This window comes from Nannocystis pusilla, from assembly GCF_020073745.1.
In the GTDB taxonomy this organism is placed as follows: domain Bacteria; phylum Myxococcota_A; class Polyangia; order Nannocystales; family Nannocystaceae; genus Nannocystis; species Nannocystis radixulma.
Window position 1 is genome coordinate 68711 of record NZ_JAIRAU010000029.1, and the last position, 24988, is coordinate 93698.

General features: G+C 71.7%; 22 protein-coding genes and 1 pseudogene. 11 read left to right on the forward strand and 12 right to left on the reverse strand.

The features are described from left to right. Positions 1-313 precede the first annotated feature (313 nt). Positions 314-2776 carry a hypothetical protein gene (locus K7C98_RS23840; protein ID WP_224194048.1) on the reverse strand — a complete coding sequence of 821 codons (2463 nt, stop codon included), beginning with the start codon at positions 2774-2776 and terminating at the stop codon, positions 314-316. A 241-nt stretch (positions 2777-3017) separates the two neighbouring features. On the opposite strand from K7C98_RS23840, the gene K7C98_RS23845 reads away from it, so the two are divergent. Both K7C98_RS23845 and K7C98_RS23850 read left to right on the forward strand, forming a co-directional pair. Then, on the forward strand, positions 3018-3764 hold the full coding sequence (locus K7C98_RS23845; protein ID WP_224194049.1) for a hypothetical protein: 747 nt from the start codon (positions 3018-3020) through the stop codon (positions 3762-3764). Between the two features lie 98 nt (positions 3765-3862). After that, positions 3863-4147, forward strand: a pseudogene (locus K7C98_RS23850) (plasmid stabilization protein); the annotation flags it as partial. An 87-nt stretch (positions 4148-4234) separates the two neighbouring features. Here the strand turns inward: K7C98_RS23850 and K7C98_RS23855 are convergent. The 3 genes from K7C98_RS23855 to K7C98_RS23865 are packed head-to-tail and all read right to left on the reverse strand — an operon-like array spanning position 4235 to position 7833. Then, positions 4235-7165 carry a PHP domain-containing protein gene (locus K7C98_RS23855; RefSeq protein ID WP_224194051.1) on the reverse strand — a complete coding sequence of 977 codons (2931 nt, stop codon included), beginning with the start codon at positions 7163-7165 and terminating at the stop codon, positions 4235-4237. A 6-nt stretch (positions 7166-7171) separates the two neighbouring features. Beyond that, positions 7172-7639: a DUF2243 domain-containing protein gene (locus K7C98_RS23860; protein ID WP_224194052.1), complete on the reverse strand. Its 468-nt coding sequence runs from the start codon at positions 7637-7639 to the stop codon at positions 7172-7174. Beyond that, on the reverse strand, positions 7630-7833 hold the full coding sequence (locus K7C98_RS23865) for a hypothetical protein (RefSeq protein WP_224194053.1): 204 nt from the start codon (positions 7831-7833) through the stop codon (positions 7630-7632). Before K7C98_RS23865 ends, K7C98_RS23860 begins: the two co-directional genes overlap by 10 nt. Before the next feature lie 88 nt (positions 7834-7921). Here K7C98_RS23865 and K7C98_RS23870 point away from each other — a divergent pair, with 88 nt between their 5' ends. From K7C98_RS23870 to K7C98_RS23885, 4 genes are all read left to right on the forward strand, one after another. Beyond that, positions 7922-8605: a UdgX family uracil-DNA binding protein gene (locus tag K7C98_RS23870; RefSeq protein WP_224194054.1), complete on the forward strand. Its 684-nt coding sequence runs from the start codon at positions 7922-7924 to the stop codon at positions 8603-8605. A gap of 516 nt (positions 8606-9121) precedes the next feature. Then, on the forward strand, positions 9122-10039 hold the full coding sequence (locus K7C98_RS23875; RefSeq protein WP_224194055.1) for an STAS domain-containing protein: 918 nt from the start codon (positions 9122-9124) through the stop codon (positions 10037-10039). Positions 10040-10315: 276 nt separating this feature from the next. Further along, entirely contained in the window at positions 10316-10831 is a 516-nt protein-coding gene (locus K7C98_RS23880) for an SRPBCC domain-containing protein (RefSeq protein ID WP_224194056.1), read from the forward strand. Positions 10832-11115: 284 nt separating this feature from the next. Continuing rightward, positions 11116-11796, forward strand: a complete 681-nt coding sequence (locus tag K7C98_RS23885; RefSeq protein WP_224194057.1) for a DNA alkylation repair protein — start codon at positions 11116-11118, stop codon at positions 11794-11796. A 44-nt stretch (positions 11797-11840) separates the two neighbouring features. Here K7C98_RS23885 and K7C98_RS23890 read toward each other — a convergent pair whose 3' ends face one another. Continuing rightward, positions 11841-12221, reverse strand: coding sequence for an MAPEG family protein (locus K7C98_RS23890; RefSeq protein ID WP_224194058.1), 381 nt, complete (start codon positions 12219-12221; stop codon positions 11841-11843). Between the two features lie 100 nt (positions 12222-12321). On the opposite strand from K7C98_RS23890, the gene K7C98_RS23895 reads away from it, so the two are divergent. Next, on the forward strand, positions 12322-13830 hold the full coding sequence (locus tag K7C98_RS23895; RefSeq protein WP_224194059.1) for an aldehyde dehydrogenase family protein: 1509 nt from the start codon (positions 12322-12324) through the stop codon (positions 13828-13830). A gap of 114 nt (positions 13831-13944) precedes the next feature. Here K7C98_RS23895 and K7C98_RS23900 read toward each other — a convergent pair whose 3' ends face one another. Together K7C98_RS23900 and K7C98_RS23905 are read right to left on the reverse strand one after the other, a co-directional pair. Next, complete coding sequence (locus tag K7C98_RS23900; RefSeq protein ID WP_224194060.1) at positions 13945-14673, reverse strand: CPBP family intramembrane glutamic endopeptidase; 729 nt, start codon at positions 14671-14673, stop codon at positions 13945-13947. A gap of 39 nt (positions 14674-14712) precedes the next feature. Further along, positions 14713-14973: a hypothetical protein gene (locus tag K7C98_RS23905; RefSeq protein WP_224194061.1), complete on the reverse strand. Its 261-nt coding sequence runs from the start codon at positions 14971-14973 to the stop codon at positions 14713-14715. A 445-nt stretch (positions 14974-15418) separates the two neighbouring features. Here K7C98_RS23905 and K7C98_RS45525 point away from each other — a divergent pair, with 445 nt between their 5' ends. Next, positions 15419-16036, forward strand: a complete 618-nt coding sequence (locus tag K7C98_RS45525; protein WP_431312839.1) for a hypothetical protein — start codon at positions 15419-15421, stop codon at positions 16034-16036. A gap of 46 nt (positions 16037-16082) precedes the next feature. Here the strand turns inward: K7C98_RS45525 and K7C98_RS23915 are convergent, their stop codons facing one another. Further along, positions 16083-17231 (reverse strand): hypothetical protein, encoded by a 1149-nt coding sequence (locus K7C98_RS23915; RefSeq protein ID WP_224194062.1) that lies wholly within the window; start codon positions 17229-17231, stop codon positions 16083-16085. A gap of 111 nt (positions 17232-17342) precedes the next feature. Between K7C98_RS23915 and K7C98_RS23920 the strand changes: the two genes are divergently transcribed. Next, positions 17343-18668, forward strand: coding sequence for an SMP-30/gluconolactonase/LRE family protein (locus tag K7C98_RS23920; protein ID WP_224194063.1), 1326 nt, complete (start codon positions 17343-17345; stop codon positions 18666-18668). A gap of 1 nt (position 18669) precedes the next feature. On the opposite strand, the gene K7C98_RS23925 is transcribed toward K7C98_RS23920, so the two are convergent. Continuing rightward, positions 18670-19131, reverse strand: a complete 462-nt coding sequence (locus tag K7C98_RS23925) for an SRPBCC family protein (protein ID WP_224194064.1) — start codon at positions 19129-19131, stop codon at positions 18670-18672. Continuing rightward, positions 19128-19496 carry an ArsR/SmtB family transcription factor gene (locus K7C98_RS23930; protein ID WP_224194065.1) on the reverse strand — a complete coding sequence of 123 codons (369 nt, stop codon included), beginning with the start codon at positions 19494-19496 and terminating at the stop codon, positions 19128-19130. Before K7C98_RS23930 ends, K7C98_RS23925 begins: the two co-directional genes overlap by 4 nt. 472 nt (positions 19497-19968) lie before the next feature. On the opposite strand from K7C98_RS23930, the gene K7C98_RS23935 reads away from it, so the two are divergent. Continuing rightward, entirely contained in the window at positions 19969-21171 is a 1203-nt protein-coding gene (locus tag K7C98_RS23935) for a dipeptidase (RefSeq protein WP_431312840.1), read from the forward strand. A 304-nt stretch (positions 21172-21475) separates the two neighbouring features. Beyond that, on the forward strand, positions 21476-22588 hold the full coding sequence (locus K7C98_RS23940; RefSeq protein ID WP_224194067.1) for a hypothetical protein: 1113 nt from the start codon (positions 21476-21478) through the stop codon (positions 22586-22588). Here the strand turns inward: K7C98_RS23940 and K7C98_RS23945 are convergent. Together K7C98_RS23945 and K7C98_RS23950 are read right to left on the reverse strand one after the other, a co-directional pair. Continuing rightward, the gene (locus tag K7C98_RS23945; protein ID WP_224194068.1) at positions 22537-23670 is read right to left on the reverse strand and encodes a sensor histidine kinase; all 1134 of its coding nucleotides are present in this window, start codon (positions 23668-23670) and stop codon (positions 22537-22539) included. The genes K7C98_RS23940 and K7C98_RS23945 overlap by 52 nt on opposite strands. Continuing rightward, on the reverse strand, positions 23667-24968 hold the full coding sequence (locus K7C98_RS23950; protein WP_224194069.1) for a sensor histidine kinase: 1302 nt from the start codon (positions 24966-24968) through the stop codon (positions 23667-23669). The genes K7C98_RS23945 and K7C98_RS23950 overlap by 4 nt, the downstream gene beginning before the upstream one ends. Positions 24969-24988: the final 20 nt, after the last annotated feature.

A 24988-nucleotide genomic window follows, 5' to 3' on the forward strand; every position in this document is an offset into this window, starting at 1 on the left:
CTGGTCCGACGGCGCAACGTCACAGGGTGCGGTTTCGCGCAAAACCGCGATTGCTGGTATTTCTGCCGCGGGCCGCGGCCCGGGACACGGTTCATTCACCCGCGGCGCCCACGGGTACGGCGATTCGTCGGCGATGAACCGGAGAGGCGATGTGCGCGAGCGCCGACGGCGAACCACCCAGGCAAACCGGCGTTCGGCATCGGGGACAGCCTCGTGTTCGAGGTCCTTCCTTTTTCTACAAGGCGCCACCCGGAGCCGCATGCGAGGAGCGCATGCAGGACCGGGTGGTGAGGTGACTCGGAATCGCGGGAGTTCACCGGAGGTGGGCGATCCCGACCGAGGAGCGCCGCGCTTGCGGCGGGCCGGCCTCGGCGATCGTGCCGCCGAACCACAGGCCGTTGTGTGCCAGGGCCGACGATTCGACGTAGATCGCGGTCGCCCCGCCGCGCAGGCTCTTGAAGGTGGCGCCGTCGTAGACGAAGATGTTGCGTTGATCGGAGTTGGGCCAGGCGAAGCCGGACGCGATCACGTATTCGCCGCGGGCGAGCAGCGAATAGAAGGCGTAGCCGGCGTCGACCGGGCCGGGCTCGGGCGTGGCGACGTCGGTCCAGGCATTGCCGTCCCAGCGGGCGAGGATCGGTCGGCCGGGGGTGCCGTCGTCGGCGGTGCTGGCGTAGATGGCGCCGTCCTCGGCGTAGGCGACGGCGAGCACGCTGCCGACGACGCCGTCGCCGAGCGACTGCCAGGCCTCGCCGTCGAATCGAGCGACGCCGCCGACTTGCATGCCGGCGAACTCGCTGAAGTAGCCGCCGACGACGACCTGCACCGGCTCGCCGGGGGCGGTGGGGCGGAACGCGAGCGCGGACACGCGGCCGTTGCTCTCACCGACGATCGTCAGCCCGGCGTCCTCGCGGGCGACGAAGCCCTCGCTGCCGCCGCCGGCGGCCCACAGCGCGCCGTTCGGATCGAAGCCGAGCGCGGCGACGCCTCCTTGCACGAACGGCTCGCCGACGACCTGCCACGAATCGTCCTCGAGCCGCAGGACGCCGCCGGCGGGCGGCTGGTCGTCCTCGGGCGGGAGGTCGCAGCCGAGCACCGGCGTGCCGGCAGCGTCGATGGCGAGCTGCCAACAATAGGCGCCCGCGGGAATCGACGGACCGACGGGCGTCCAGGCGTCGCCGTCGTCGCGCAGCACGCGATCGTCGGTCTTCAGCGCGCCGGCGTGGGTCACGCCGCCCATGACGTGCACTGCACATTCGGGGCCGCCGACGGCGAGCGAGCGCGTGGCGCCGGAGAAGCCGCGCCCGGGCTCGCCCTCGGCGACCCACTGATCGTCGGCGCCGAGCACGATGACGCTCTGCGAGGCGACGGCGTCGACGCCGGAGAACGCGCCGCCGAGGACGATCTGCTCGCCGTCGACGATCATGCGCTGGTACTGCGCCTCCCAGATCGCCGCCGGGCCCTCGTCGCCGCACTTGAGCGGCGAGAACCACGCCGAGCCGACGCCCGCGGCCGGGTCGGTCAGCGACTCCCACGCGCCGCCGGCCCAGCGAGCCACGCCGCCGGTCGGGATCGCGGCAGGATCGGAGGGCACGCCGCCGGCCGAGGTGAAGCAGCCAGCGACGTACAGATCACCTGACCGTAGGGCCAGGTCGGAGACGACCCCGCGGAAGCTCGGATTGGCCAGACCGCCGGCGACCGACTGCCATGATTGGCCGGACCAGCGGGCGATGCCGCCGGTCTCGACGCTGTTCTCGACCGAGAACAGGCCGCCGGCGTAGAGGTCGCCCTGGCCGTCGCGGGCGAGCGCGTACACTGTGGAATTCGGCAGATCGAAGGCGGTCCAGGCGGCGCCGTCCCAGGCGGCCACCGACTGCGCCGCGACGCCGCCGACGCCGGTGAAGTTGCCGCCGACGAGCAGGGTGTCGTCGTCGACGGTCAGCTCGTAGGCGCCGGCGCCGGCGAGCGCGCCGCCGGGCGGCTCGTGCCAGCCCATGTCGCCGTACACCGCGAGGTGCGGGGCGGCCGGCTCGTCGTCGAGGACGAACACGCCGGCGACCCACAGCTCGCCGTCGTACCACGTCATCGAGCGCACGGCGCCGTGGAAGGTGGCGACGACCTCGAACTCGCCGCCGTCGGCGAGCAAGATCTCGCCCTTGCGCTGCATGAGGTCGGCCGGCAGCGCGGAGTAGGTGGCGAGCGCGACGCGGCCGCCGTCGTCGGCGGCGACGGCGGAGATCGTCGGGCGCTCGAGCGCGACGCCGAGGCTCGGGTCCTCGAGCCACGCGCCGCCCTCGCGACGGGCGAACGGGTGCACGGCGTCGGTGCCGATGTAATGGAAGTAGCCGACGGCGAGCAGGTCGCCGCCGGCGTCGCGGGCGAAGTCGTGGACGCTCGGGGTGAGGCCGTCGTAACCGGCGAAGCCGGAGATCGTGAGGCCGTCGTCCCAATCGCCGTCGTCGACCAGGGCGGCCGGCAGCTCGAGCGAATGACAGGCGAGCCCGGGCTCGTCGCCGGTCGAGGTGCTGTCGCCGGTCGTCGAGGTGTCGCCGGTGGTGGTGCTGTCGCCCTCGCTGCCGCCGGTGGTGGGCGCGGTGGTGGTGGGCGTGGTCGTGGTGGGCGTCGTGTCGGTGGCCGGCCCGTCGGTGGTCGGTCCGTCGGTGGTCGGGTCGGTGGTCGCGTCGGTGGTCGAGGCGCTGCCGTCGTCGCCGCACGCGAGCAGTCCGAGGCCGGACCACGAAATCATCATCATGCCAAGCAGAGGTCGCAGGTGCATGGGGTTGCCATAGCATCGCGCACGCGCGCGCCAAGGCCGATTTCCGCCTGCAGTGATTCGCGCGAGCTGCGCGGGGCGATCGCGCTCTCGTCTGATTCACAGGACCTCGAGCAATCACACCATCGAGTGGGTGATTGTTCGGTATGTGGGAACTGAAGCCCTCGGGCGGTCGCCTGTGTCGTCGCGGCCACACCCCCGGGCGCGATGGACAAGTCGAGGCCGCTGAAACATCCTGTGATTCATGCAACTTGACCTTACGAACCCGCTGATGCGGACAGCCCGCGGTGTGGGCGCAGCCGCGATCGTCTTTCTCACTGCTTGTCCCGAGAAGGGCGCCGATTCGGCGACCGACACCGAGGCGACGACCGCTCCCACGACGACGGCGGAGCCGCCGACGACGACCGACGCGACGACGACGACCGACGCGACGACGACGACCGACGCGACGACGGAGCCGACGACGACCGAGCCGACCACGGACGGGACCACGGGTGAACCGGTGACCTGCGAGGCCGATGCCGGAGACCTCGAGGCGGCGTGCGCCGAGATGTGCGCGAACTTCTCGAACTGCGACGACGTCGACCCGACCGCGTGCACCGAGACGTGTGTGACGAACGCGTTCAAGCCGACGCCGGCGTGCACGTGCGGCTCGATCGCCTACAATCAATGCCTCGCGGGGCTGACGTGCGAGGAGTGGAACGGCGCCGCCGCCGGGGCGGAGGCCCCCTGCTTCGGGCCGGCCGCTAGCTACCTCGTCGGCTGCGGCGACTGCATCTCCGAGCCGGAGTTCATCGCCGAGGACCGCTGCGTGGCGATCCTCGAGTGCCCGGACGCGCTCGGGGTCAGCTTCGTGTGCGCCGAGGGCACGTGCACCTGCAACGACGGCGAGAGCGACTACAAGACGTGCCCCGACCCGGGGGTGTGCGCCGGGATGGATCCGGCGGCGTTCAAGGCGGCCGCCAGCGAGTGCTGCGGCGTGCCGTTCTGATCCGGCCGTGATCGGTCGGACGAAACCTGCGGGCCGGGTGTTGCCGCGGCCCGCGTGTGTGCCAACTTTCCCGGCGGACCCGTGAGAGGAGATTCGCCATGCCACGTGGAAGCAAGGAGAAGTACACCGACAAGCAGAAGCGCCAGGCCGAGCACATCGAGGCGGGCTACAAGAAGCGCGGCGTCGGTGAAGACGAGGCCGAGCGGCGGGCCTGGGCCACCGTCAACAAGGAGACGGGCGGAGGCAAAAAGTCGGGCAGCGGGCGCGGCAAGAAAGTCGATCGCTCGTCGTCACGCAAGGGCGGGCGCGTCGGCGGCAAGCGCCGCACCGCGGCGAGCCGCAGCGAGGCGGCCAAGAAGGGCTGGGAGACCCGCCGCCGCAAGGCCGCGAGCGCGGGTAAGAAGACCGGCAAGAAGACGAGCAAGAAGACGAGCCAGAAGACGAGCAAGAAGCGCTGACGCGGCGCCGCGTCAGCGTCGCGCGAGGTCGGCGAAGGGCCGAGGCCGGCGGTGGAACGGCAGGACCTGCGACACGTCGACGTGCGCGTGGCCGCGGTCGACCACCGCGCGGCCCGTGAGCATCACCGGGCCGGGGTTGCGAATCGGGTCGCCGAGCGCCGCGTAGACGTCGGCGGCGACGACGGCCTCGACGAGGCCGGTCTCGTCCTCGAGGGTGACGAATTGCATGGTCCGCCCGCGGGCGTCGCGGTGGCGGCGCGAGGCGGCGATGAGTCCGGCGACCCGGACCTGCCGGCCGGCGCGGCCGGGGACCTCGCGGGCAGTGATGCAGCCGGCCCGGCGCGCCTCGTCGCGGAGGATCCGCAGCGGGTGATCGGACAGGTGCATGTGCAAGAACGTGAGCTCGTTGCGCACGCGCACGAGGCGACGGTAGAGGTCGGCGGCGGGGCCCGCGGGAGCGCGCGCGACGAAGTCGACGAGGGCGGCCGGATCGCGGTCGCGCTCGAGGCGGGCGAGCAGCTCCTCGTGAGCGATCGGGTAGGCGTCGGCGGACAGCGGCGCGAGGTCGTCGCAGGCGCCGCACAGCACGAGCGCCCGCAGCTCGCGCGCGCCGAGCGGGACGGCCCGCAGCAGCGCGGCGAGGTCGGAGAACGGCCGCGCGTGGACGATCTGCTGCATGGCGGCGCGGGTGAGGTGCTTGACGTGGCCGAGGCCGACGCGTACGCCCTCGGGCGCGAGCGTGGTGTGCACATTGGCGTGGGCGACCGTCGGGGCGAGCAGGCGGACGCCGTGGCGTGAGAGGTCGGCGGCGATCGTGCGCAGCGGATAATGTCCGCCGTAATGGTCGAGCACGCCGCAGGCGAACGCGGCCGGGTGGTGCGCCTTCATGGCCGCGACCTGCCAGGCGAGGTGAGCGTAGCCGGCCGCGTGGGCCTTGTTGAAGGAATAGGCGGCGAAGCGGACGGCGGTGTCCCACACCGCGAGCGCGTCGGGGCCGGCGGCGGCGAGGAATCGCCGCTGCAATGGGGCCAGGGCGGCGGGCTCGGCCGCCGCCAGGGTCGCGCGGGCGGCGTCCGCCTGTTCCAAAGACCAGCCGGTCATGGCGGCGATGCTGGCCGTGACGTCCTCGTCGTAGATCATCATGCCGCGGCTGGCTCGCAGCACCGATTGCAGCCGCGGGTCCTGCGCCAGCGCCGGCTCCTCGCCGCGGGCGCGGCGGATGTAGGTCACCCGCGCGCCGCCCGAGGCCGGTCCGGGGCGGACGACGGCGAGCGCGGCCATGACGTCGTCGACCCCGTCGATCGGCAGCTTGCTCAACGTGGCGCGCACCGGGGGGCTCTCGATCTGGAAGCAGCCGAGCGTGTCGACGGCGCGGACGAGCTGCAGCGTGCGCGGGTCGTCCGCGGGCGCGAGGCCGTCGTCGCCCGCGAATCGGCGCGCGTCGGCGAGGGCGCTCAGGGCTCGATTGCCGAGCAGGTCGATCTTGACGAGGCCGAGCCGGGCGAGGCTGCGCATGTCGTATTGCGTGACGACCATGCCGCTCGGCACTCGCTCGAGCGGCGCGTGGGCGAGGAGGTGCGGCTCGGCGACGACGACGCCGCCGGGGTGCACGGAGAGGTGATGCGGCTTGCCGATCAGGCGCGCGAGCAGGTCCCGGTGCGCGGGCGATTGCAGCGCGGCGGGGAGCCGATCGTCGTCGTCGACGTCGTCGCCGAGCGGCACGCCGAGGGCCCGGGCCAGCTCGCGCGCGGCAGAGCGCCGCGCCAGGCGTTGCATGGTCGAGACGCGGGCGGCCCGATCGGCGCCGAAGCGCGCGAGCACCCACTCGATGAGCGCGTCGCGGCGGTTCGACGGCAGGTCGAGGTCGATGTCGGGCAGCTCGCGCCGGCCGGCGTGGAGGAACCGCTGAAAATGCAGGCCGTGCGCCAGCGGATCGATCGGGGTGATGCCGAGGACGTGCGCCAGCAGCGAGCTGGCGGCCGAGCCGCGAGCGGCGACCTCGATGCCGCGGCGCCGCGCCTCGTCGGTGATCTCGCAGACGATGGCGAAGTAGCCGAAGAAGCCGAGCTCGCCGACGACGGCGAGCTCCTCGGCGAGGCGCGCGTCGTAGGCGGCGTCACGCCAGCGACCCGCGGCCCGCCCGGCCTGCAGGCGAGCGCGAGCGAGCGCGTGCATGTGCTGTTCGGGCGATTCGCCGTGGGGGCCGGGCCAGGTCGGCAGGGCGGCGCGCACGGCGGTGAGGTCGAGCGCGCAGGCCTCGGCGAGGTGCGAGGATTCGTCGAGCGCGGCGGGGTCGTCGGCGAACGAGGCGCGCAGGGTCCGCGGGTCGGGCATGCTGCGGCCTCCCGCGCCGGCGGGCGCGATGTCGGCGAGCGGCCGCTGCTGGCGAATGGCGACGAGGAGGCGCTGCAGCTCGCGGTCGTGGCGGTCGAGCATGGCGACCTCGAAATCGGCGACGGCGCGGAATGTGGAGACCGGCGAGCGATCGTCGGGCGGTCGCAAGCGGCGCAGATCGGCCGCGTCGACGCCGGCGCGCTGCAGCTCGGACAGCGCGCTCGTGTCGTCGGCGAGATAGAACAGCCCGGCCGGCGATTCGGCGAGACAATCGTCGAGATTGTTGCGCGGGGCGCCGGCGCGGCGGCGAGTGACGATCCGGCACAGGCTGGCGTAACCGGCGAGGTCGCGGGCGAGCAGGACCAGGCGCCCGCGCGCTCCGCCGAGCTCGCCGGGGCCGAAGCCGTCGCGCAGCTCGACGCCGGTGATCGCACGAATGCCTGCCGCGCCGGCGGCGTGATGAAATTCGACCTGGCCGGCGAGGGTCTCGACGTCGGTGAGGGCGAGCGCCGAATAGCCGTAGTCGGAGGCGCGGCGGACGAGCTCGCTCGGGGTGGCGGTGCCCTGGCCGAGCGAGTACTCGCTCTTGACGTGGAGCAGGGTGAGCATGGCGCGTCAGCGCCGCGCCGCGATGATCAGCACGGTGCCGAGGCCGACGAGGAACAGGCCCGAGCCGAGGAAGCCGAGGTCCCAGGCGAGCTCGTGGGCGCCGGGGTGCACGTGGTGGATGCCGATGATCTCGTGATCGACGAGGCCCTCGACGAAGTTGAAGAGACCCCAGCCGAGCGCGAGGCCGCCGAGCAGGGTGCGCCCGCGCCAGGGGACGTCGCTGCGGCCGCCGGCGCGCCACAGCAGCGCCAGGCCGACCACGGTCATCAGCCAGGTGAGGACGTGAAACAGGCCGTCCCACATCATGTTGATCTTCATGTCGACGAGGTTGTCGGGCGGCAGGCGGCTGCTGAGCATGTTGTGCCACTGCAGCAATTGGTGCAGCGCGATGCCGTCGACGAAGCCGCCGAGACCGACGCCGAGGGCGATGCCGGCGGCGATCAGCGGGCCGTCGTGCTGTTCGTTCATCGCCATGGACGGGACTCCTTTGCCGCGCCTGCGCGGTAGACGAGGGCGATCACCACCGAGGCGACCACGAACGGGGCGGCGACGGCGAACGCGTACAACCACCGCTCCGGGTCGGCCGCGATGGCGGCCCGGGCCGCACGGACAGGAGCGCAATCGGGGCAGGCCAGCGACGACTGCGCGGAGACGGCGAGCGCGAGCATGGTCGCTGTGTAGCACCGGATCGCCGACGAGCACGCAGGCGAGCGATCCGCACGCGCGCATCGTCGCTACCCGCGCCATGCTTCGCGCATGCACGACGACGAAGACGACGACGTGACGGGCAGCGCGCGGGACTTCCTGCCGGCGCGGCTGTCCTTGCCCGCCCTGCGGGCGGCCGCGGACGGATGCCATGGCTGCCCCCTCTACCGCAACGCGACGCAGACGGTGTTCGGCGCCGGACCGACCGGCGCGCGCCTGATCCTCGTCGGCGAACAGCCGGGCAACGACGAGGACATCGCCGGCGCGCCGTTCGTCGGGCCGGCCGGACGCGTGCTCGACCAGGCGCTCGAGCAGGCCGGCATCGCCCGCGACGACGCGTACGTGACGAACGTGGTCAAGCACTTCAAGTGGGAGGGGCGCGGCAACCGGCGCCTGCACAAGAAGCCGAGCGCCCGCGAGGTGGGGGCGTGCCTGCCGTGGCTCGAGAAGGAGATCGAGCTCATCCGCCCGGAGGTGCTGGTGTGCCTCGGCGCGACCGCGGCCCAGGCGTTGCTGGGCCGCTCGTTCAAGGTGACGCAGCAGCGCGGGGTGCTGCTGCCCGACGAGCGCGTGCCCCACGTGCTGGCGACGGTCCACCCGTCGTCGATCCTGCGCCAGCGGACGTCGGCGGACCGCCGGGCGGAGATGGCGAGGTTCACCGCGGATCTCGAGGTGGTGGCAGACGCGCTGAATCAGCGCAGAGAGGCGGGGCGCCGCCCGGCGGCCGCACGGTGATCGCCGGCGAGGCGGGGGCACGAGGCCGGCGGCGGAATGGTGGGACGAATGAGAGCGCTCGATCGGCCGGTGGCGATATCCGCAGAAGATCCGGCCGTTCGGCGCCGCGGCGGTCCGCGGGATGAGATGTTCTCGGGAGCATGTCCTCGAGGACATGTATTCTTGTTGTACCAGGGACATGGCTGTTGACCGCGATTCATCTTCGGGTTCGGGCCGCACAGCGCCCGCCTTTGCGTATCGGGTGCTCCCTCCCGTGCCTCGCCCGCCGCGGCGAGCGCCCCGCCGCGGCGCGTGAGCGCGCGACCATCGGCCTGAGCCACGGCGGGGACAGCGGCGGGCCCGACGCCGCGATGTGCCGGAATTGTGGGCAGTCCGAGCGGCGACTCATCGGACCCACATTCACCGACGCTCGCTCCCCGTGGTGAATCCAGGCCACGGGAGGCGCGGTCGGCGGTCGCGGGCGGGGGCGTGAAGACGCTTGTTGCCGGGGGTAAACCTCGTTTAGTGTGTCGCCGAATGTCGAATGTCGAGTCGCGGATCCAGCAGCTCGTCCGGCGCGTGCGCAGCATCGCCGACGCCGGCCTCCCCGAGCCGATCGGCGCGCCCGGCGACGACGCGCTCGGCGAGCTCGAGCGCGAGGTCAACCAACTGATCCGCGCCTCCGACGCCCGCCTGCAGGAGCGCCTGCTGTTCGCGGTCGGGCCGGTGGTCGTGTTCCGCTGGCAAAACCGCGAGGGCTGGCCGATCGAGTACGTGTCGCCCAACGTCGAGCAGCTGACCGGCTACCCGCTCGAGGACTTCGCCAGCGGCCGCCGGCCGTACGCGTCGCTCATCCACGAGGCGGACCTCCCGCAAGTGTTCGAGGAGGTGACGAGCCACAGCAAGAGCGGGGCGACGTGGTTCGTCCACCAGCCGTACCGGATCTTGCACGCCGACGGGCGCCCGCTGTGGATCGCCGATTACACCGTGATCCTCCGCGACGAACGCGACGCGATCACCCACTACTTCGGCTACATCATGGACATCACCGACCAGGTGGAGCAGATGTCCCGCCTGCGCGCGCAAGAGCAGGTGATCGAGCGGATGAGCAGCCCAGTCCTGCAGGTCGGCCGCGGGGTGCTCGCGGTGCCGGTGCTGGGGACGCTGCACGGCGACCGCGCTGCGCGCGTGACCGACGACCTGCTGTCGGCGATCTCTCGCAGCGGGGCGCGCACGGCGATCCTCGATCTGACGGGCCTGCAGGAGATCGACACTGCCACCATCGAGTCGCTGCTGCGGACCAGCCGCGCGGTCGGGCTGCTCGGCTGCCGCTGCGTGCTGTCCGGCATCTCGCCGGTGGTGGCGACGCTGATCGTGCGGCTCGGCCTCGAGGCGCAGTCGCTGACGACGGTGGCGACGCTGCAGGACGCGCTCGAGCTGGCGCTGCGCTCCTGACGGCGGCGCCGGCCGGCGCCGGTGACGGACAAATGGCCGATGGGACATGTCATGAAGGACATGTCATGAAGGATATGAGTGCCGCGCCTCGCGCGCCTGGCCCCGTCGGCCAGGCGCGGCCACCCGGACACCCGGGGGGCGAGGCGTCGCTCGACACGACGCTGTTCGACCGGCCGCCGTACCGTACGCTGTGAGCGGTCACTCCCGCCGCAGGCGATCGGCGGCCCAGGACACGCGGTCGCCGATCTGGTAAGAGGCAGGAGGAACTCCCGGCGCATGCGTCCCCGGTTCATCGTGCTCGCGGTCCTCCTCCCGGCTTGCGCGCACGACCAGGTCCCCCGGACCCCCTCGGCCCGCTCGATCGTGCTGCGAGAGGAGGCCGTGATCGCCGCGACGCCGCAGCGCGTGTGGGCCGTGCTGGTCGATCTCGCGGGTTACTCGCGCTGGAACCCGTGGGTCAACCAGGTGGAGGGCAAGGCGGAGACAGGCGCGACGGTGTGGGCCGACGTCGCGCTGGGCGAGGACCGGCGGCGCGCCGAACACGTGGTGCTGGCGGTCGAGCCGAACACGCGTTTCTGCTGGCGCGACGCGGGGTGGACGACCGCGTTCGTCTACGGGCAGCGCTGCCGCTGGCTCGTGCTCCGGCCCGACGGGACGGTGCTGTTCCGCCAGGAGCTGCTGCTCGAGGGATCGAGCAGGAAGACCGCGATGCGGCGCTACGGACCGGCCCTGCGCGCGGGGATGGCGGCCGAGACCGCGGCGCTCCGCCGGCGCGCCGAGAGCGAGCAGTGAGCGCGCTGTGGGCCGCGCGTGCGCCTCGACATCTGCCTGTGTCGGCCGCATGCCGCGGAGCTCGATGGCGGGAGGTCGCCGCGGCCCATGGACCCGGATCTTCGCCCGGGCACCGAGGCTCGCACCGGTCGTCACCTTCGCGGTCGCGGGGGATTCGCCGCATCCCGATATTCACGCTCGCACCGACCTTGGAATCATGATCGGTCATCCACGGTGCTCTCGTCCTCGTCCGGCCATTGCTCGTCCCGGAGGCGTATGAGACCCTGGGAGCGAAAGGGAGCACCATGTCCACGAGCACGACGGTCAAGGAAGTCATGCGCGAGCTCGCCGCGCTGGAAGACCCGAAGATGCGCGAGGCCAACGAACGCCGCGGCGACGATCACGGGGTCAACCTCACCCAACTTCGTACGCTCGCCAAGCGGCTCAAGACACAGCATGACCTGGCAATTCAGCTGTGGGCGACCGGCGATACCGCCGCGCGCCTCCTCGCGACTCTGGTGTGCAAGCCGAAGAACTTCTCCGCGGCCGAGCTCGACGCGATGATCCGCGACATCGGCGCGCCCAAGCTCCTCGATTGGTTCATCGTCAACGTGGTGAAGCCCGGCCGCCACGCCGAGGAGCTCCGCCTCGGCTGGAAGGACGGCGACGACCTCGTCGGTCGCGCAGGCTGGAGCTTGACGACCGAGCGGGTCGTCAAGAAGGCTCAAGGCCTCGACCTCGCCGCGTTGCTCGACCAGATCGAGGCGGAGATGAAGCAGGCACCTGCGCAGAAACAGTGGGCCATGAATCACTGCCTCGCGGAGATCGGCATTCATCACCCGGCGCTTCGCAAGCGAGCGATCAGGATCGGCGAGCGGCTGGCCGTCCTCATCGACTATCCTGCTTCCCCCGGCTGCACGCCGCCCTACGCGCCGCTGTGGATCGCCGAGATGGTTCGCCGACGCGAGGAGGCGGGCGGCCCATGAGGCGGTGGCGTCGAGCACGGCGACGCCGGTGAGGTCGAGGACGTTCACAGGAGGTTGCGCAGCAGCGCCAGGGTCAGCCACACCTCGAGCACGATGGTCGCGGTGGCGGAGAGGCGGCGCAGATCGAACGGCCCGCGCAGCATGGCCACGGCGTGGCCGATCCGGGCGGCCAGGAACAGCCCGCCGAACCAGCGAATCGCGGCAGGGGAGGCGCCGGGCGATTGCTCATAGAAGTAGAGCAGGAGCACGAATGGCAGCACATGCTCGAGCGCGTTGCCGTGCGCGCGAATGGCGCGAATCATGCGCTTGTCGCCGCCGTCGCCGTCGCTGATCTTGAGCCGCATCCGCGTGAGCGAGGTGTTGACGCCCAGGAGCGTGACGAGGAGGAGCAGGAGCGCGGCGAACAGGGGCGTCTGGGTGACCATGACGACGGAGGGTATCAGCCGCGCGAGGACGGTGCAGGCGGGGGCGGCCGGGCGTATCCGCGGGGACGCCTTCACGGGTAGACTCCGGGCCACGACCGCCATGGACCACGCAACGATCCCCGCCGGCGCCGCGCGCTTCCTCCACCCCAAGGGCCACGTGATCGACGGACAGGTGATGCCGCCGACGAGCGGGGCGACGCTGCCGGTCGAAGATCCGGCGACCGGCGAGATCTTCGCCCACATCCCGGCGGGCGACGCCGGGGACATCGACCGCGCGGTCCGGGCGGCGCGCGCGAGCTTCTCCGCCGGGGCGTGGTCGCGCGCCGATCCGGCGCACCGCGGGCGGGTGCTGTGGGCGTTCGCGCGGGCGATCCGCGAGGAGGCCGAGGCGCTGGCGTGGCTCGAGACGCGCGACAGCGGCAAGCCGATCGCGGAGGCCCGCGCCGACATCACCGGGACGGCGGAGATCCTCGAGTACTACGCCGGGCTGGCGTCGCAGATCGCGGGGCAGACGATGCGCGCGCCGGGCAACAACTACGCGATGGTGATGCGCGAGCCGGCCGGGGTGGTCGGGCAGATCACGCCGTGGAACTTTCCGCTGTACGTGGGCGCGTGGAAGTTCGCGCCGGCGCTGTGCTGCGGCTGCAGCGTGGTGCTCAAGCCGAGCGAACTGACCAGCCTGACGATGCTGGCGGCGGCCGAACTGGCGCTGGCCGCCGGGGTGCCGCCGGGCGTGTTCAACGTGGTCTGCGGGACAGGTGCCGACGCGGGCGCGCCGCTGTCGATCCACCGCGACGTCGACGTGCTGGCGTTCACGGGCGGGGTGGTGACCGGCCGCAAGGTGCTGCACGCGCGCGCCGACCTGCTGCGACCGACGCAGCTCGAGCTCGGCGGCAAGTCGCCCAACATCGTGTTCGACGACGCTGACCTCGAGCGCGCCAGCGCGGGCGCGGCGTTCGGCATCTTTTACAATCAGGGCGAGAACTGCAACGCAGGCAGCCGGCTGCTCGTGCAGGCCGGCATCTACGATCGCTTCGTGGCCCGCCTGGTCGAGCGCGCGCGGGCGATCCGCGTGCTGCCGCCGCTCGACGAGCGCTGCCAGATGGGCGCGCTGATCTCGAAGAGGCACGCGCGCAAGGTCGCCGATTACGTCGAGCTCGGGGTGGCGGAGGGCGCGACGCTGCTGTGCGGCGGGCCGCCGCCGCAGGGCGACCACTTCGCGCGCGGGCACTGGTACCTGCCGACGGTGCTGGCGAACGTGGCCGCGGAGCACCGCGTGTTCCAGGAGGAGATCTTCGGGCCGGTGGTGACGGTGACGCGGTTCGAACACGACGACGAGGCGATCGCGCTGGCCAACGCGACCGAGTTCGGGCTGGCCGCAGGCGCGTGGACGTCGAGCGTGCAGCGGGCCCTCCGCTGCACGCAAGAGCTGCAGTCGGGCTACGTGTGGATCAACAACTACAACCCGACGCCCGTCGAGGTGCCGTTCGGCGGGGTGAAGTCCTCCGGCTTCGGCCGCGACTGCGGGCCGCAGGCGATCGAGACGTACACGACGTGGAAGACGGTGCTGTGGGCGCTGGCGCCGTTCGACGACTGGTACCGGCAATGAGGCGATGGCGGCGGGCGCCAGGCGCGAGAGCTGCGCGAGGTGTGTTGGCCGAAGGAGTGATGCGACCGACGCGATCAGGCCGCCCCGGAGCGCGAGCGACCGGGGCTTCGTGCGTCAAGGGGTCGATGCGAAACCAGCGAAGGTGCCGAGCACGACCACGCCGAGCAGCACTCCCGCATGCGCGGCGATCGAACCCGCCAGCCCGACCAGCATGAAGGCCCATGCGAAGGCCCACCCGTGCAGAAAAAAGGCGGGATGTGGCGCCCAACCAGCGAGCCAGTGGTACAGGAAAAACACGACGCCCGACGCCATCGCTGCCCCGCTCCGCGACAGCCGCGAGAGCGCGACCGGGATGAACAGGGCCCGATAGGGTATCTCCTCCGTGAGCGGCGGGAAGACGATGGTGCTCACCGCATGCACGCCGACGTCCCATGTCGAGAGCGGGGGCTCGAGGCGGCCGTAGATGTAGCGGTACTCGTAGCGGAACAGGTGATGGACGATCTCGCTGTAGCTCATGCCGTTCGCGGTCATGGTGCCGAGCGGGCCCGAGATATCGATCAGCGCGCCGGCGAGGAAGATCGCCAGCAGGAGCAGCACGCGACCGGCACGGCCACATCGCATCGTCCAAGCGGGAGCTTCGAGGCCGAGCTCGGCGGGTGTGAAGAGACCGCGGCGGACTGCGAGGACCAGAGCCACGCCGGCGACGATCAGCATGGGTCCGTGGACCAGCACGCCCTGGACCACGGGAGAGTCAGGCGGCATCAGGCCCGAGCGCCAGCTCGCGTTGATCCACACGAGCTGCGCCGCCATGGTCGCCAGCATGAGCGCGACGCGTTTGGACATGCCACGGCTTTACACGTGGACGGCCAGAGCCGCAACGGCTCACGGCGGGGGCTGGCCGGGAGTGTCCGGGAACTTGGGCGAGCCGCCTCCCGGCGGCGGGCAGTTGGCGAAGCAGGACGCGAACAGGCAGGCGCCGACGATCACGACCATTCCCAGCAGGCCGCCGCCGGCTTTCGCTGCCGTGCTCTCGGTGAGCTTCAAGCGCTCGGCGATCTTGAGGGCCTCGGCCTGCTGCTCGGCCGTGCCGTGCGGGCCGAACGCCGTCACGATCTTCAGCACTTCCGGGAAGTGGTCGCGCACCGCGGCCGAGACCAGCTCCAGATCGCGCTAGAGGGTGGCCTGGTCGAGGTCGTTGAGGTGAACGGCGGCCAGGTCGAGGAGAGCATGGCCGCGAGGCACGGCCCACGTGGCGAGCTGGTTGTGGCCGGGGACGGGCACCGTCTGGAACTCCGGCTTCAGGACATAGCGCAGGCTGCCCTTCGCACCCTCAAAGCCCTGTGGGACTGCGGCGAACGTTCCTGACGTGACGACGTGCGTGCGTGGTAAATCAGATCGATCGACAGACATGAACTACCTCCGCGATCTCGCCTATCACGCGACGACGCGCGGAGGGACGCGCGGCTCGAGAGCCGCTGAGCGTACATCGTTCGGAGCATCGACGACGATGTGCATGATGCCGCGGCTCCGCGACCCCCAGCGTGGCGTCGCTCCCTGACGCGGTTAGGCGAGCAGCGTGTACGCGGGCATGAGCTTGCCCGCCTCGGCGGTCACGTTAGCGAGGTTCGGCGAGTCACCGGTGGCGGCGAAGAAGCTCGTGGACGAGGCGCTGAATGACCTCGCGCCGGTGTTCGACGGTATGTACTCGAAGGTCGGGCGGCCGTCGATCCCGCCGGAATCGCCGCTCAAGGCGACGCTGCTGATGGCGCTGTACTCGCTGCGGAGCTACCGGATGTTCTGCGAGCCGCCTGGCATCCGTCGAGCTGGCTTAGATGACCATGCAATGCTTGTAGAAGTCATCGCGTTCTTCCAGGCATTTCGTACCCATGGCATGCAAATACTGATCGTATTCAGTACAGTCCTTCAGCGTGCCAACACAGCTCTCCCGGCTGACACGAGCATCAAAACACTCCGGGTCATCCTTCCGCGCCATGGAGTACGCCTTCGAGGAATGAGCCTCGCACTCCTCCTCGCTGGGGAAGTCAGCCTCAGGGTTGCACATCTGGACAATCGCGCGGTAATCGCGACTGATGGACTCCAAGTCTGGCGCGGGCTGATCGTCTCCGCACGCAAGGATGGAGCAGCAGAAGACGAGAATCATGAGGATCGAGTACGCACGCATGTTTCACCTCGCAACCCTTCATGAGTCAGAGAGGGTATAGGCGTCGACCTGTCCGAAGAGCCAGCCGAATTCACGGTTTGGGCTTGACGCACACGCCGACGTGATCCCAGTCGGGCGGCGGCTCGGTGTCGTCGAGCGAGTAGGGCGACACGCAGTCCGAGCCGTTCGGGCAGTCGGGGGCGTTCACGTCGCAGAACGGGGCGCAGCAAGCGTAATGCCCGCAATCCGTCTGCAGCGGCCACGGGAGGCAGTGGAACCCGGCGTCGCAGCCGTCGTGCTCGGAGCAGTTGTCGAGCAGGTCGCCGTCGGAGCCGGAGGTGTCGGGCAGGCAGGCGAAGCCGTCGAGGCCCGGCGAGCAGACCTGTCCCATGGGACAGTCCTGCACCAGCGGGTCGCAGATCGGCAGGCAGGCGGTGATCGTGCCGTCGCGGAGGGTGGCGCACACCTGATCGACGGCGCACTCCGGGTCGTCCGGAGTGCCGCCGCAGTTGGCGACGCACTTCTTGTCGCCGTCGCCGTCGATCGGCCAGCACAGCGCCCCGGCGGCGCAGTCGTCCTTGCCGGTCGGCGAGCCCGCGGGGCCGAGGCACGGCTCGCCGAGGGCGGGCGCGGGGTCGGCGAGCGCGACGCACTCGAGCTCCCAGTTCGAGCCCACCTTGTCGACGAGCGGGGCGCACTTCTGGCCTTCGGGACAGTTCTGCCCCCACGGGCTGCAGGCCGACGACGACCAGCCGTCGCACACCAGCGCCTCGGCGGGATCGTCGTCGCAATCGGGGCGGGGCGGGGTCGGGTGCACGCACGCCTGCATGCACGCCGCCGAGCACTTCTGCTGCGGTGCGCAGCCTGCAGGAGCCGCGACGCAGATCTTGACCCACGAGTCGCTGAGGATCTCGTAGACGCACAGCTCGTCCTCCGCGCAGTCGCACGGGGGCTGCGGCCCGAGGTCGGGAATGATGATGTACGACCCGTCGTCGCTCGTGCTCGAATCGACCGACTCGCTGGTGCTCCCCGTCGTGCCGGACGTCGTCTCGCCGCCGGTCGAGGTCGGCGATGTGCCGGTGGTGGTGGTGGTGGTCGTCGTCGCGGTCGTCGTCGTGGTCGTCGTCGTGGTCGTCGTCCCGTCGCTGTCGGCCGGCGCCGTCGGGGGACTCTTGCATCCGGTGACCAGCGCGAGCGCCACGCCTGGTAGGTAAACTTTAAAGTCGAACATGGCTGCCATTTCTATCTCATTTCGTCGCGGGTTGCACGGCCGGGGCGCGCGAGATCGCGCTTCTCGGCCACGTGCTGCATCGGGGAAACAGCGAGCCGGCTTCGTCAGTACGATTGCACCATGCGCCGCCTGCTGCTCCTCGCTGCCCTCGTGACCGCCTGTGCGCCTCCCAGCGCGCCCCCCGAGCCTCCGGCGGAGGCGAAGGGGCAGATGCTCTCGGACGCGGAGACCGAGGCGCTGGCGACGGCGTACGGCGAGCTCGGCGGGGCGCTCGGGCGCGGCGATTTCCCGGCCGCCCTGGCGGCGCTGGACCGCGCGGCGGCGATCGATGCCGGCGATCCGGCGCTCGACTATCAGCACGCGTCGGTGCTGGCGGCGGCGAAGCTCACCACCGACGCGCAGGCGGAGCTGACGCGCCTCGACAAGGCAGGCAGCCTGCTCGTGCCGCAGAGGCACGACTTCCCGGGGCTCGAGGGGCCCGAGTTCGAGCGGCTGGTGCAGGCGGCGCGGGCCCGGCTGCCGGCGTCGGCGAGCGTCCGCGCGTTCACGCTGGCCGAGCGCGACCTGATCCCCGAGGGCATCGCCCACGACCCGAAGACCGGGACCTTCTTCGTCGGCAGCATCTACAAGCGCAAGATCGTGGCGGTCGACGCGAGCGGGGCGGCGCGCGACCTCGTGGTCGACGTCGGGCCGCCGAACGAGGGGCTCTACAGCCCGCTCGGGATGAAGTTCGACGCCGACCGCGGCTCGCTGTGGGTGGCCAGCGCGGCGGTGCCGTCGATGCCGGGTTACGTCGAGGCCGAGCACCGCGGGCGCGCGGCGCTGCACGAGATCGATCCGTCGACCGGCAAGATGCTCGCTCGCTATCCGCTCGACGCGAAGCGCCAGGGCCTCCTCAACGATATGGTCATAGCGAAGGGCGGCGAGGTGTACGTGACCGACAGCGAGGGCGGGGGGGTGCACGTGCTGCGGCCGGGACCGGACGCGCGCCTCGAGGAGTTCGTGCCCGCCGGCAGCTTCGGCTACCCCAACGGGATCGCCCTGTCCGACGACGGGGGCACGCTGTTCGTGGCCGACTTCGTGCGCGGGGTGACGGCGATCCCGCTGGCGACGCGGCAGCTGCGGGTGCTGCCGCACCCGCGCGGGGCCTTCACGCACGGCTTCGACGGGCTGTACTTCCACCGCGGGGCGTTGATCGGGGTCGACAACGGCGCCGGCGGCGGGCGGATCGTGCGCCTGTCGCTGACGCCGGGCTTCGACCGGATCGAGGCCGTGACGGTGCTCGAGGCGGGTCACCCCGATTTCATCATTCCCACCACCGGCGTGCTGGTCGACGATTCGCTGGTGTACATCGCCAACAGTCAATTGCGCAGCTTCGAGGGCGGCAAGATCTTCGCGCCGGAGAAGCTGTTCCCGGTGCAGGTGCTGCGATTGCCGCTGCGCTGAATCAGCGCGGGGCGAGCTCGCGGGCCAGCGCGTCGAGCAGGTCGCGCCAGCCCTGTTCGCGCAGGCGCGGGCCGTCGGCGCCGTCGAAGAACGCGGCCTGCTCGGTGTAGACGAGCCGCGTGCCGCCGTCGACCGGGCGCAGCTCGACGGTGCCGAGCGAGGCGGAGATCCGGCGGTCGTCGGCGCTCATGGTGTAGGCCATGACGATCCGCCGGCCCGGGACGATGTCGTAACAATGGCCGTCGTTGCGGAAGGTGGCGGGGTGGGTGGTGCCGCGGAAGCTGGCGGTCTCGCGGCCGCCGACGCGGAAGTCGAGCTCGTAGCCCAGGACCTGCCAGCCCTCGCCCTCGGCGAACCACCGCCGCTTCTGCGCGGGGTCGGCCCAGGCGGCGAACACTCGCTCCGGAGCGACGGGGTAGGTGCGTTCGAGCGTGATGGTGCTGTGGACGGTCTCCGTGTTCATCTGTCTTCCTCCGTGGTGTCGGGCGCTCGCGGTTCGGGGGGCGATTCGGGCCCGGCGAGCAGGTCGCCGAGGCGGTCGAGGCGGCGCTCCCACAGGGCGCGACGGTCGGCGATCCAGCGCTCGGCGACGTTCAGCCCGGCGGGGTCGAGGCGACAGCTGCGGACCCGGCCGACCTTCTCGGTCCGGATCACGCCGCTCTGCTCGAGCACCTGCACGTGCTGCACGACCGCCGCGAGGCTCATCGACAGCGGCGCCGCCAGCTCCTTGACCGAAGCCGGCCCTCGACTGAGCCGCTCGACCATGGCGCGACGAGACGGATCGGCGAGCGCGTGAAAAACCCGGTCGACGGCGCCTTGGTCAAGCATGGACTTGAGTATCGGGGAGGCTGGTTTCATGGTCAAGTTAAAACTTTAGTGTCGTGTCGACGGGATCTGGATGGGCAGGGGAGGGGTTCTGTGGATGCGCGAAAGGCGCAGAGCTCTGCGTTTGCGCAGCACAGGGCCGTGGCGAGGGGGCGGCGCCGGGGCGCGGATTCGGCGGCGTCGGCGAGGCGAATACGGGCAATCGAATTGGAAATGCGGGCCCGATTGCATCGACCGGTTCGCCGGCGATCGAGCGGGCGCGGCGTGATAGACTGGCGCGGTGATTTCGGGCCAGGGCAAATTCGCCGGGGCGCGCGCGTCGCTGCTCGCGTTCGGCGTGGGAATCGTCGCAGTCGGTTGTGGCCAGTCGTCCGGGGCGCCGGCACCGGTCGCGGCACGAGCCGCACCGACGCCGGCGTCGACGCTGGCGGCGCCGGCGGTGCAGCCGACGCCGAGCGCCGCGGAGGCTCCGGCGATCGATCCGGCGCTCGCGGCCGATCCGGCGCTGCAGCGGGCCCACGCCGTGCTCGCCCGCGTGCCGCTGATCGACGGCCACAACGACCTGCCGTGGGCGATCCGCGAGCACGAGGCGGCGCCCGGCGACGTCGCCGCGTACGACCTGCGGGCGGCCACGAAGGGCCACACCGACCTGCCGCGGCTGCGCGCCGGCAAGCTGGGGGCGCAGTTCTGGTCGGTGTACGTGCCCGGCGACCGGCCGGCCGGGGACATGGTGCGCCTGCAGCTCGAGCAGATCGATCTGGCGCGGCGGATCATCGCCCAGTACCCCGACGACCTGGCGCTCGCCGGGACCGCCGACGAGGTCGAGCAGGCGTTTCGCAGCGGGCGGATCGCCTCGCTGCTCGGGGCCGAGGGCGGGCACACGCTGGCCAATTCGCTGGGCGCCCTGCGGGCCTACTACGCGCTCGGGGTCCGCTATTTGACGCTGACGCACAATGTACATACCGACTGGGCCGATTGCGCGGTGCTGCCGCCGCGCCACGACGGGCTGACGCCGTTCGGCGAGGAGGTGGTGCGCGAGATGAACCGCCTCGGCATGCTCGTCGATCTGTCGCACGTGTCGCCGGCGACGATGGACGACGCGCTGCGGGTGAGCGAGGCGCCGGTGATCTTCTCGCACTCGTCGGCGCGGGCGATCACCGACGTCGCCCGCAACGTGCCCGACGACATCCTGAAGCGGGTGGCCGAAAACGACGGGATCGTGATGGTCACGTTCCTGCCGGCGTACGTGTCGAGCGCGGCCAACGAGGCCCGGGAGGCGCGCAGGAAGGCGCGCGCCGAGGCGGCCAAGATCGCCGACCCGCAGGCGCGGGCCAGGCGGCAGGCGGAGATCGACGCCCAGCCGCAGCCGCGCGCCACGCTGGCGCAGGTGGCCGACCACGTCGAGCACGTGCGCCGCGTCGCCGGCGTCGACCACGTCGGCCTCGGCAGCGACTTCGACGGCATGGGCGCGGCGCCGGAGGGCCTCGAGGACGTGTCGCGCTACCCGTACCTGCTGGCCGAGCTGGCCGGGCGCGGCTGGACCGACGAGGAGCTCGAGAAGCTGGCCGGCCGCAACCTGCTCCGCGTGCTGCGAGCGGCCGAGGCGGTGGCGACGCGGCTGCAACAGACGCGACCGCCGTCGCTGGCGACGTTCTCGCCGGGCGCCGTGAAGCCGTAATCGACCGTGCGGCGCGTCGGCTTCCATCGCGAGGGCTGAGGCCGGCGCGCGGCGAGCGACGGCGACGGACGCATCGACGGCGGGGGAGCGCGCAGCGGCCTCGTCCTGCTGGGGACGGAATAGGGTGGGCGAGCGGACGAGCGCCGGGCTGCTGCGCCCACGACGCGCGGCGGCGGCCCGGCCGGCCGCGAGGCACGGTCGCGCCCGCCCAGGGTGCCCACATTCCGATCGCGGCTCGGCAGAGCTCGCCCGCTGGTTTGCGCGCGCGGGGCGATTGACCAGACTTGGCGACAACGAGGTCTGGATGCTCAAGCTTTCCGATGTGAATCGCGTGCTCAGTCAACCGGCGGCCGACAAGACGCTCTCGGTCTACGCCCAGGTCGACCCCTCGCTGTTCGAGAACCAGGGGCGGACGCCGGGCTGGCGGATCTGGCTCAAGAACTCGCTGCGCGAGCTGAAGGCCAAGCACGCCGAGCCGGAGACGGCGGAGCTCATCGCTCGCGCCGAGCACTACTTCACCAACCTGCGCCCGGAGTGCAAGGCGGTCGCGGCGTTCTTCACGCCGAGGGCCGAGCAGGTGCTGCAGCTCAAGGTCCCGATCGTCGCCCCCGAGTGCCACTTCGGGCGGCCGGCCGTGGCCTCGCTGCTGTGGTTGCTCGACGAGTACGAGCCCTACGTGGTCACCCTCGTCGACTCCGAGAAGGCCCGCTTCTTCGTCGCCCAGCTCGGGCGCGCCGGCCTCGGCGACACCCGCTTCAACGAGGTGTTCGAGTACGACTTCCCGCAGAAGACGATGATGCCGACCGGCCGCAACGAGGGCAACTATCCCCAGGGCGGCAACAACCGCGACGCGTTCGCCGCCACGATCCAGGACCACGCGCGCCGGTTCTACCGCGACGTCGCCGAGCAATGCGGTCACCTGCTCGAACAGTCAGGTGCGAAGCGGCTCCTGCTCGGGGGGATCGAGACGTCGGCGCACTGCGTGATCGAGCAGATGCACGACACGGTGGCGCGCGCGGTGATCGGGATCGTGCCGACGCCGCTGCACCTCGGCGACCAGGCGACCTGGGACGCGATGATGCCGCGGGCCCTCGAGTTCGAGCGCGAGCACGAGCGCGCGCTCGTCGACGAGGTGGTCGACCTGGCCAAGGCCGGGGGGCGCGGCGCGCTCGGGATCGCCACGGTGCTCGAGTGCCTGAAGAACAAGCAGGTCGAGCTGCTGCTGGTGCCGTGGCCGCTCGGCGACGTCGAGCTGCGCGTGCGCCTGCCCGAGCTGGCGATGGCCGCGGGGGCCCGCATCGAGCTGGTCGCCGGCCCGGCCGCGGAGCGCATCGAGCAGGAGGGCGGGCTGGCGGCGCGCCTCTACTACGGCATCCCGGAGGCCGCTCCGGCCCCGCCGCTGGCCGGCGCGGCCTGAGCCGGCGGGCACGCCGGGAACCACATGCGCACGCGCGTGCCGGCGTCGGCGGATGTCTCGAGGGACAGCCGACCGCCGTGGCGCTCGACGAACGCGCGCACGATCGCCAGCCCGAGCCCGCTGCCCGCGGGCTTGGTGGTGAAGAACGGCTCGAACACCCGCGGCTGCACGTCGGGCGGGATCCCCGGCCCGTCGTCGGCGACCTCGACGCAGGCGCCGTCCGCGTCGGCGCAGGTGCGCACCGTCACCGTGCCGGCGTCGGCGACGGCGTCGAGGGCGTTGCCGATCAGGTTGACGAGCGCCGAGGTGAGCTCGCCCCGGCAGATCCGGATCGGCGGCGCCGGTGACTCGTCGAGGGTGAGTCGCACGTTCGAGGTGCGGCGCAGGCGGTGGCGGCACAGTTCGACGGCGGCGCGGGCGACGTCGGCGAGCGCGAGCGGGAGGTGGTCGGCGCCGTCGCGGCGGCTGAACCCGCTCAGCCGCTCGATGACCTCGGCGCCGACGGCGACTACCCGATCGATCTTGGCGAGCGACTCGAGCCCGGCGGGGTCGGCGGCGAGGTGGCGGCGCAGCATGGACACCTGCAGCTGCAGCGGCGTGAAGATGTTGCGCAGGTCGTGGGCGATGCCGGCGGCCATCTCGCCGAGAGCGCGCAGCTTCTCCGACTCGGCCAGGCGCGCCTCGGTGACGCGGTGGCGGCGGCGCAGCTCGGCCTCTCGCAGCTCGCGCTCGACGGCGGGCACCAGGCGCGCGAGGCGGCCCTTGACGATGAAGTCGCGGGCGCCGGCGCGGAGGGCCTCGACGGCGTCCTCCTCGCGCAGCGCGCCCGACACCACGATCATCGGCAGGTCGAGGCCCGCCGCGCGCACCGCCGCGAGCGCGGCGAGGCAGTCGAACCGCGGCATGGCGCAGTCGCACAGGACCACGTCCCACGGGCCCGCCTTCAGCTCGTGGTCCATCCCCTCCGGCGTGTCGACGCAGGCCCAGCGGACGGCGAATTCGCCGCGCTCGAGCGCCCGCACGAGGAGGATGGCGTCCTCCTCGCAGTCGTCGACCACCAGCACGCCGAGCGGGCGGGTCACCGGACGTCCACCAGCGCCGGTTCGGGCCGGGCACGCGCGGGCGCCTCGACGGACATGTCCTTGGGGACATGAGCGAGGTCGCCCGGCGCGAGGGTGAAGTAGAAAGTGGCGCCGGCGCCGGGGCTCGACTCGGCCCAGACCCGGCCGCCGTGGCGGCGCACGATCCTCCGGACGGTCGCCAGGCCGATGCCGGTGCCGGGGAATTCGCTCTCGGCGTGCAGGCGGCGGAACGGCCCGAACAGCTCGCTCGCTCGCGCGGCGTCGAAGCCGACCCCGTTGTCGCGCACGTGATAGACGAGCTCGCCGTCGACCTCGCGCGCGCCGACCTCGACGGTCGGCTCGCTGCGCGGGCGGGTGAACTTGAACGCGTTGCCGAGCAAGTTCTGCAGCAGCACGCGCAGCAGCCCGGGGTCGGCGAGGGCGACCAAGCTCTCGGCGACGACGACGCGGACGCGCCGGGCGGGCTGGCCGTCCTGCAGCTCGCGGGCGACGCTGCGGGCCAGCGCGGACACGTCGACGGTCTCGCGGTGCGGGGCGCTGCCGCCGGCTTGGACGCGCGACAGGCCGAGCATGTCGCCGATCATGCGATCCATGCGGGCGGCGCTGCGGCGCACCCGGGTCAGCCAGTCGCGGCCGCGTGGGTCGAGGGCGTCGGCGTAGTCCTCGGAGAGCGCGGCGGACAGACCTTCGATCGCCCGCAGCGGCGCGCGCAGGTCGTGGGAGACGGCGTAGGCGAACGATTCGAGCTCGTCGGCGAGGGCCTGGAGCTGCGCGGTCCGCTCGCGGACCCGGCGCTCGAGGTCGTTGTAGAGCTCGATGTTGGTCAGCGCGATCGAGGTGCTGTCGGCCAGCGCCTGCAGCAGCGCCACCTCGCGCTCGCTGGTCGTGCGGCGCCGGGCCCAGTAGGTCCCGATCGCGCCGATCGGGCTGGTCCGGCGGATCGGCACCATCGCCATGCTCTTGACGAAGGTCGCCCGATAGACGTCGGCGGGGATCCGCGGGTCGACGAACACGTCGGGGATGACGAGGGACCGCGCCTGCTGCATCACCCAGCCGCTGACGCAGGTGGCGAGCGGGAAGCGCCTGCCCTTCCAGAGCGGGCTTATCGCCTCCTCGTCGGCGTAGAAGCATTGTCCACAGTCGCGGAGCACGAAGGTGGCGCCGTCGGCCCCGACGAGCTCGCGCGCGGCGTGGCGCACGATCGCCGTGACGTCATTCAGCGTCCGGGCGAGCGACAGCTCCTGGACGACCGCGATCAGATGTTCGAGCCTCGATTCGAGGTGCGAGACTTCAGCCATGCTCGCAAATTGTGGGCGCA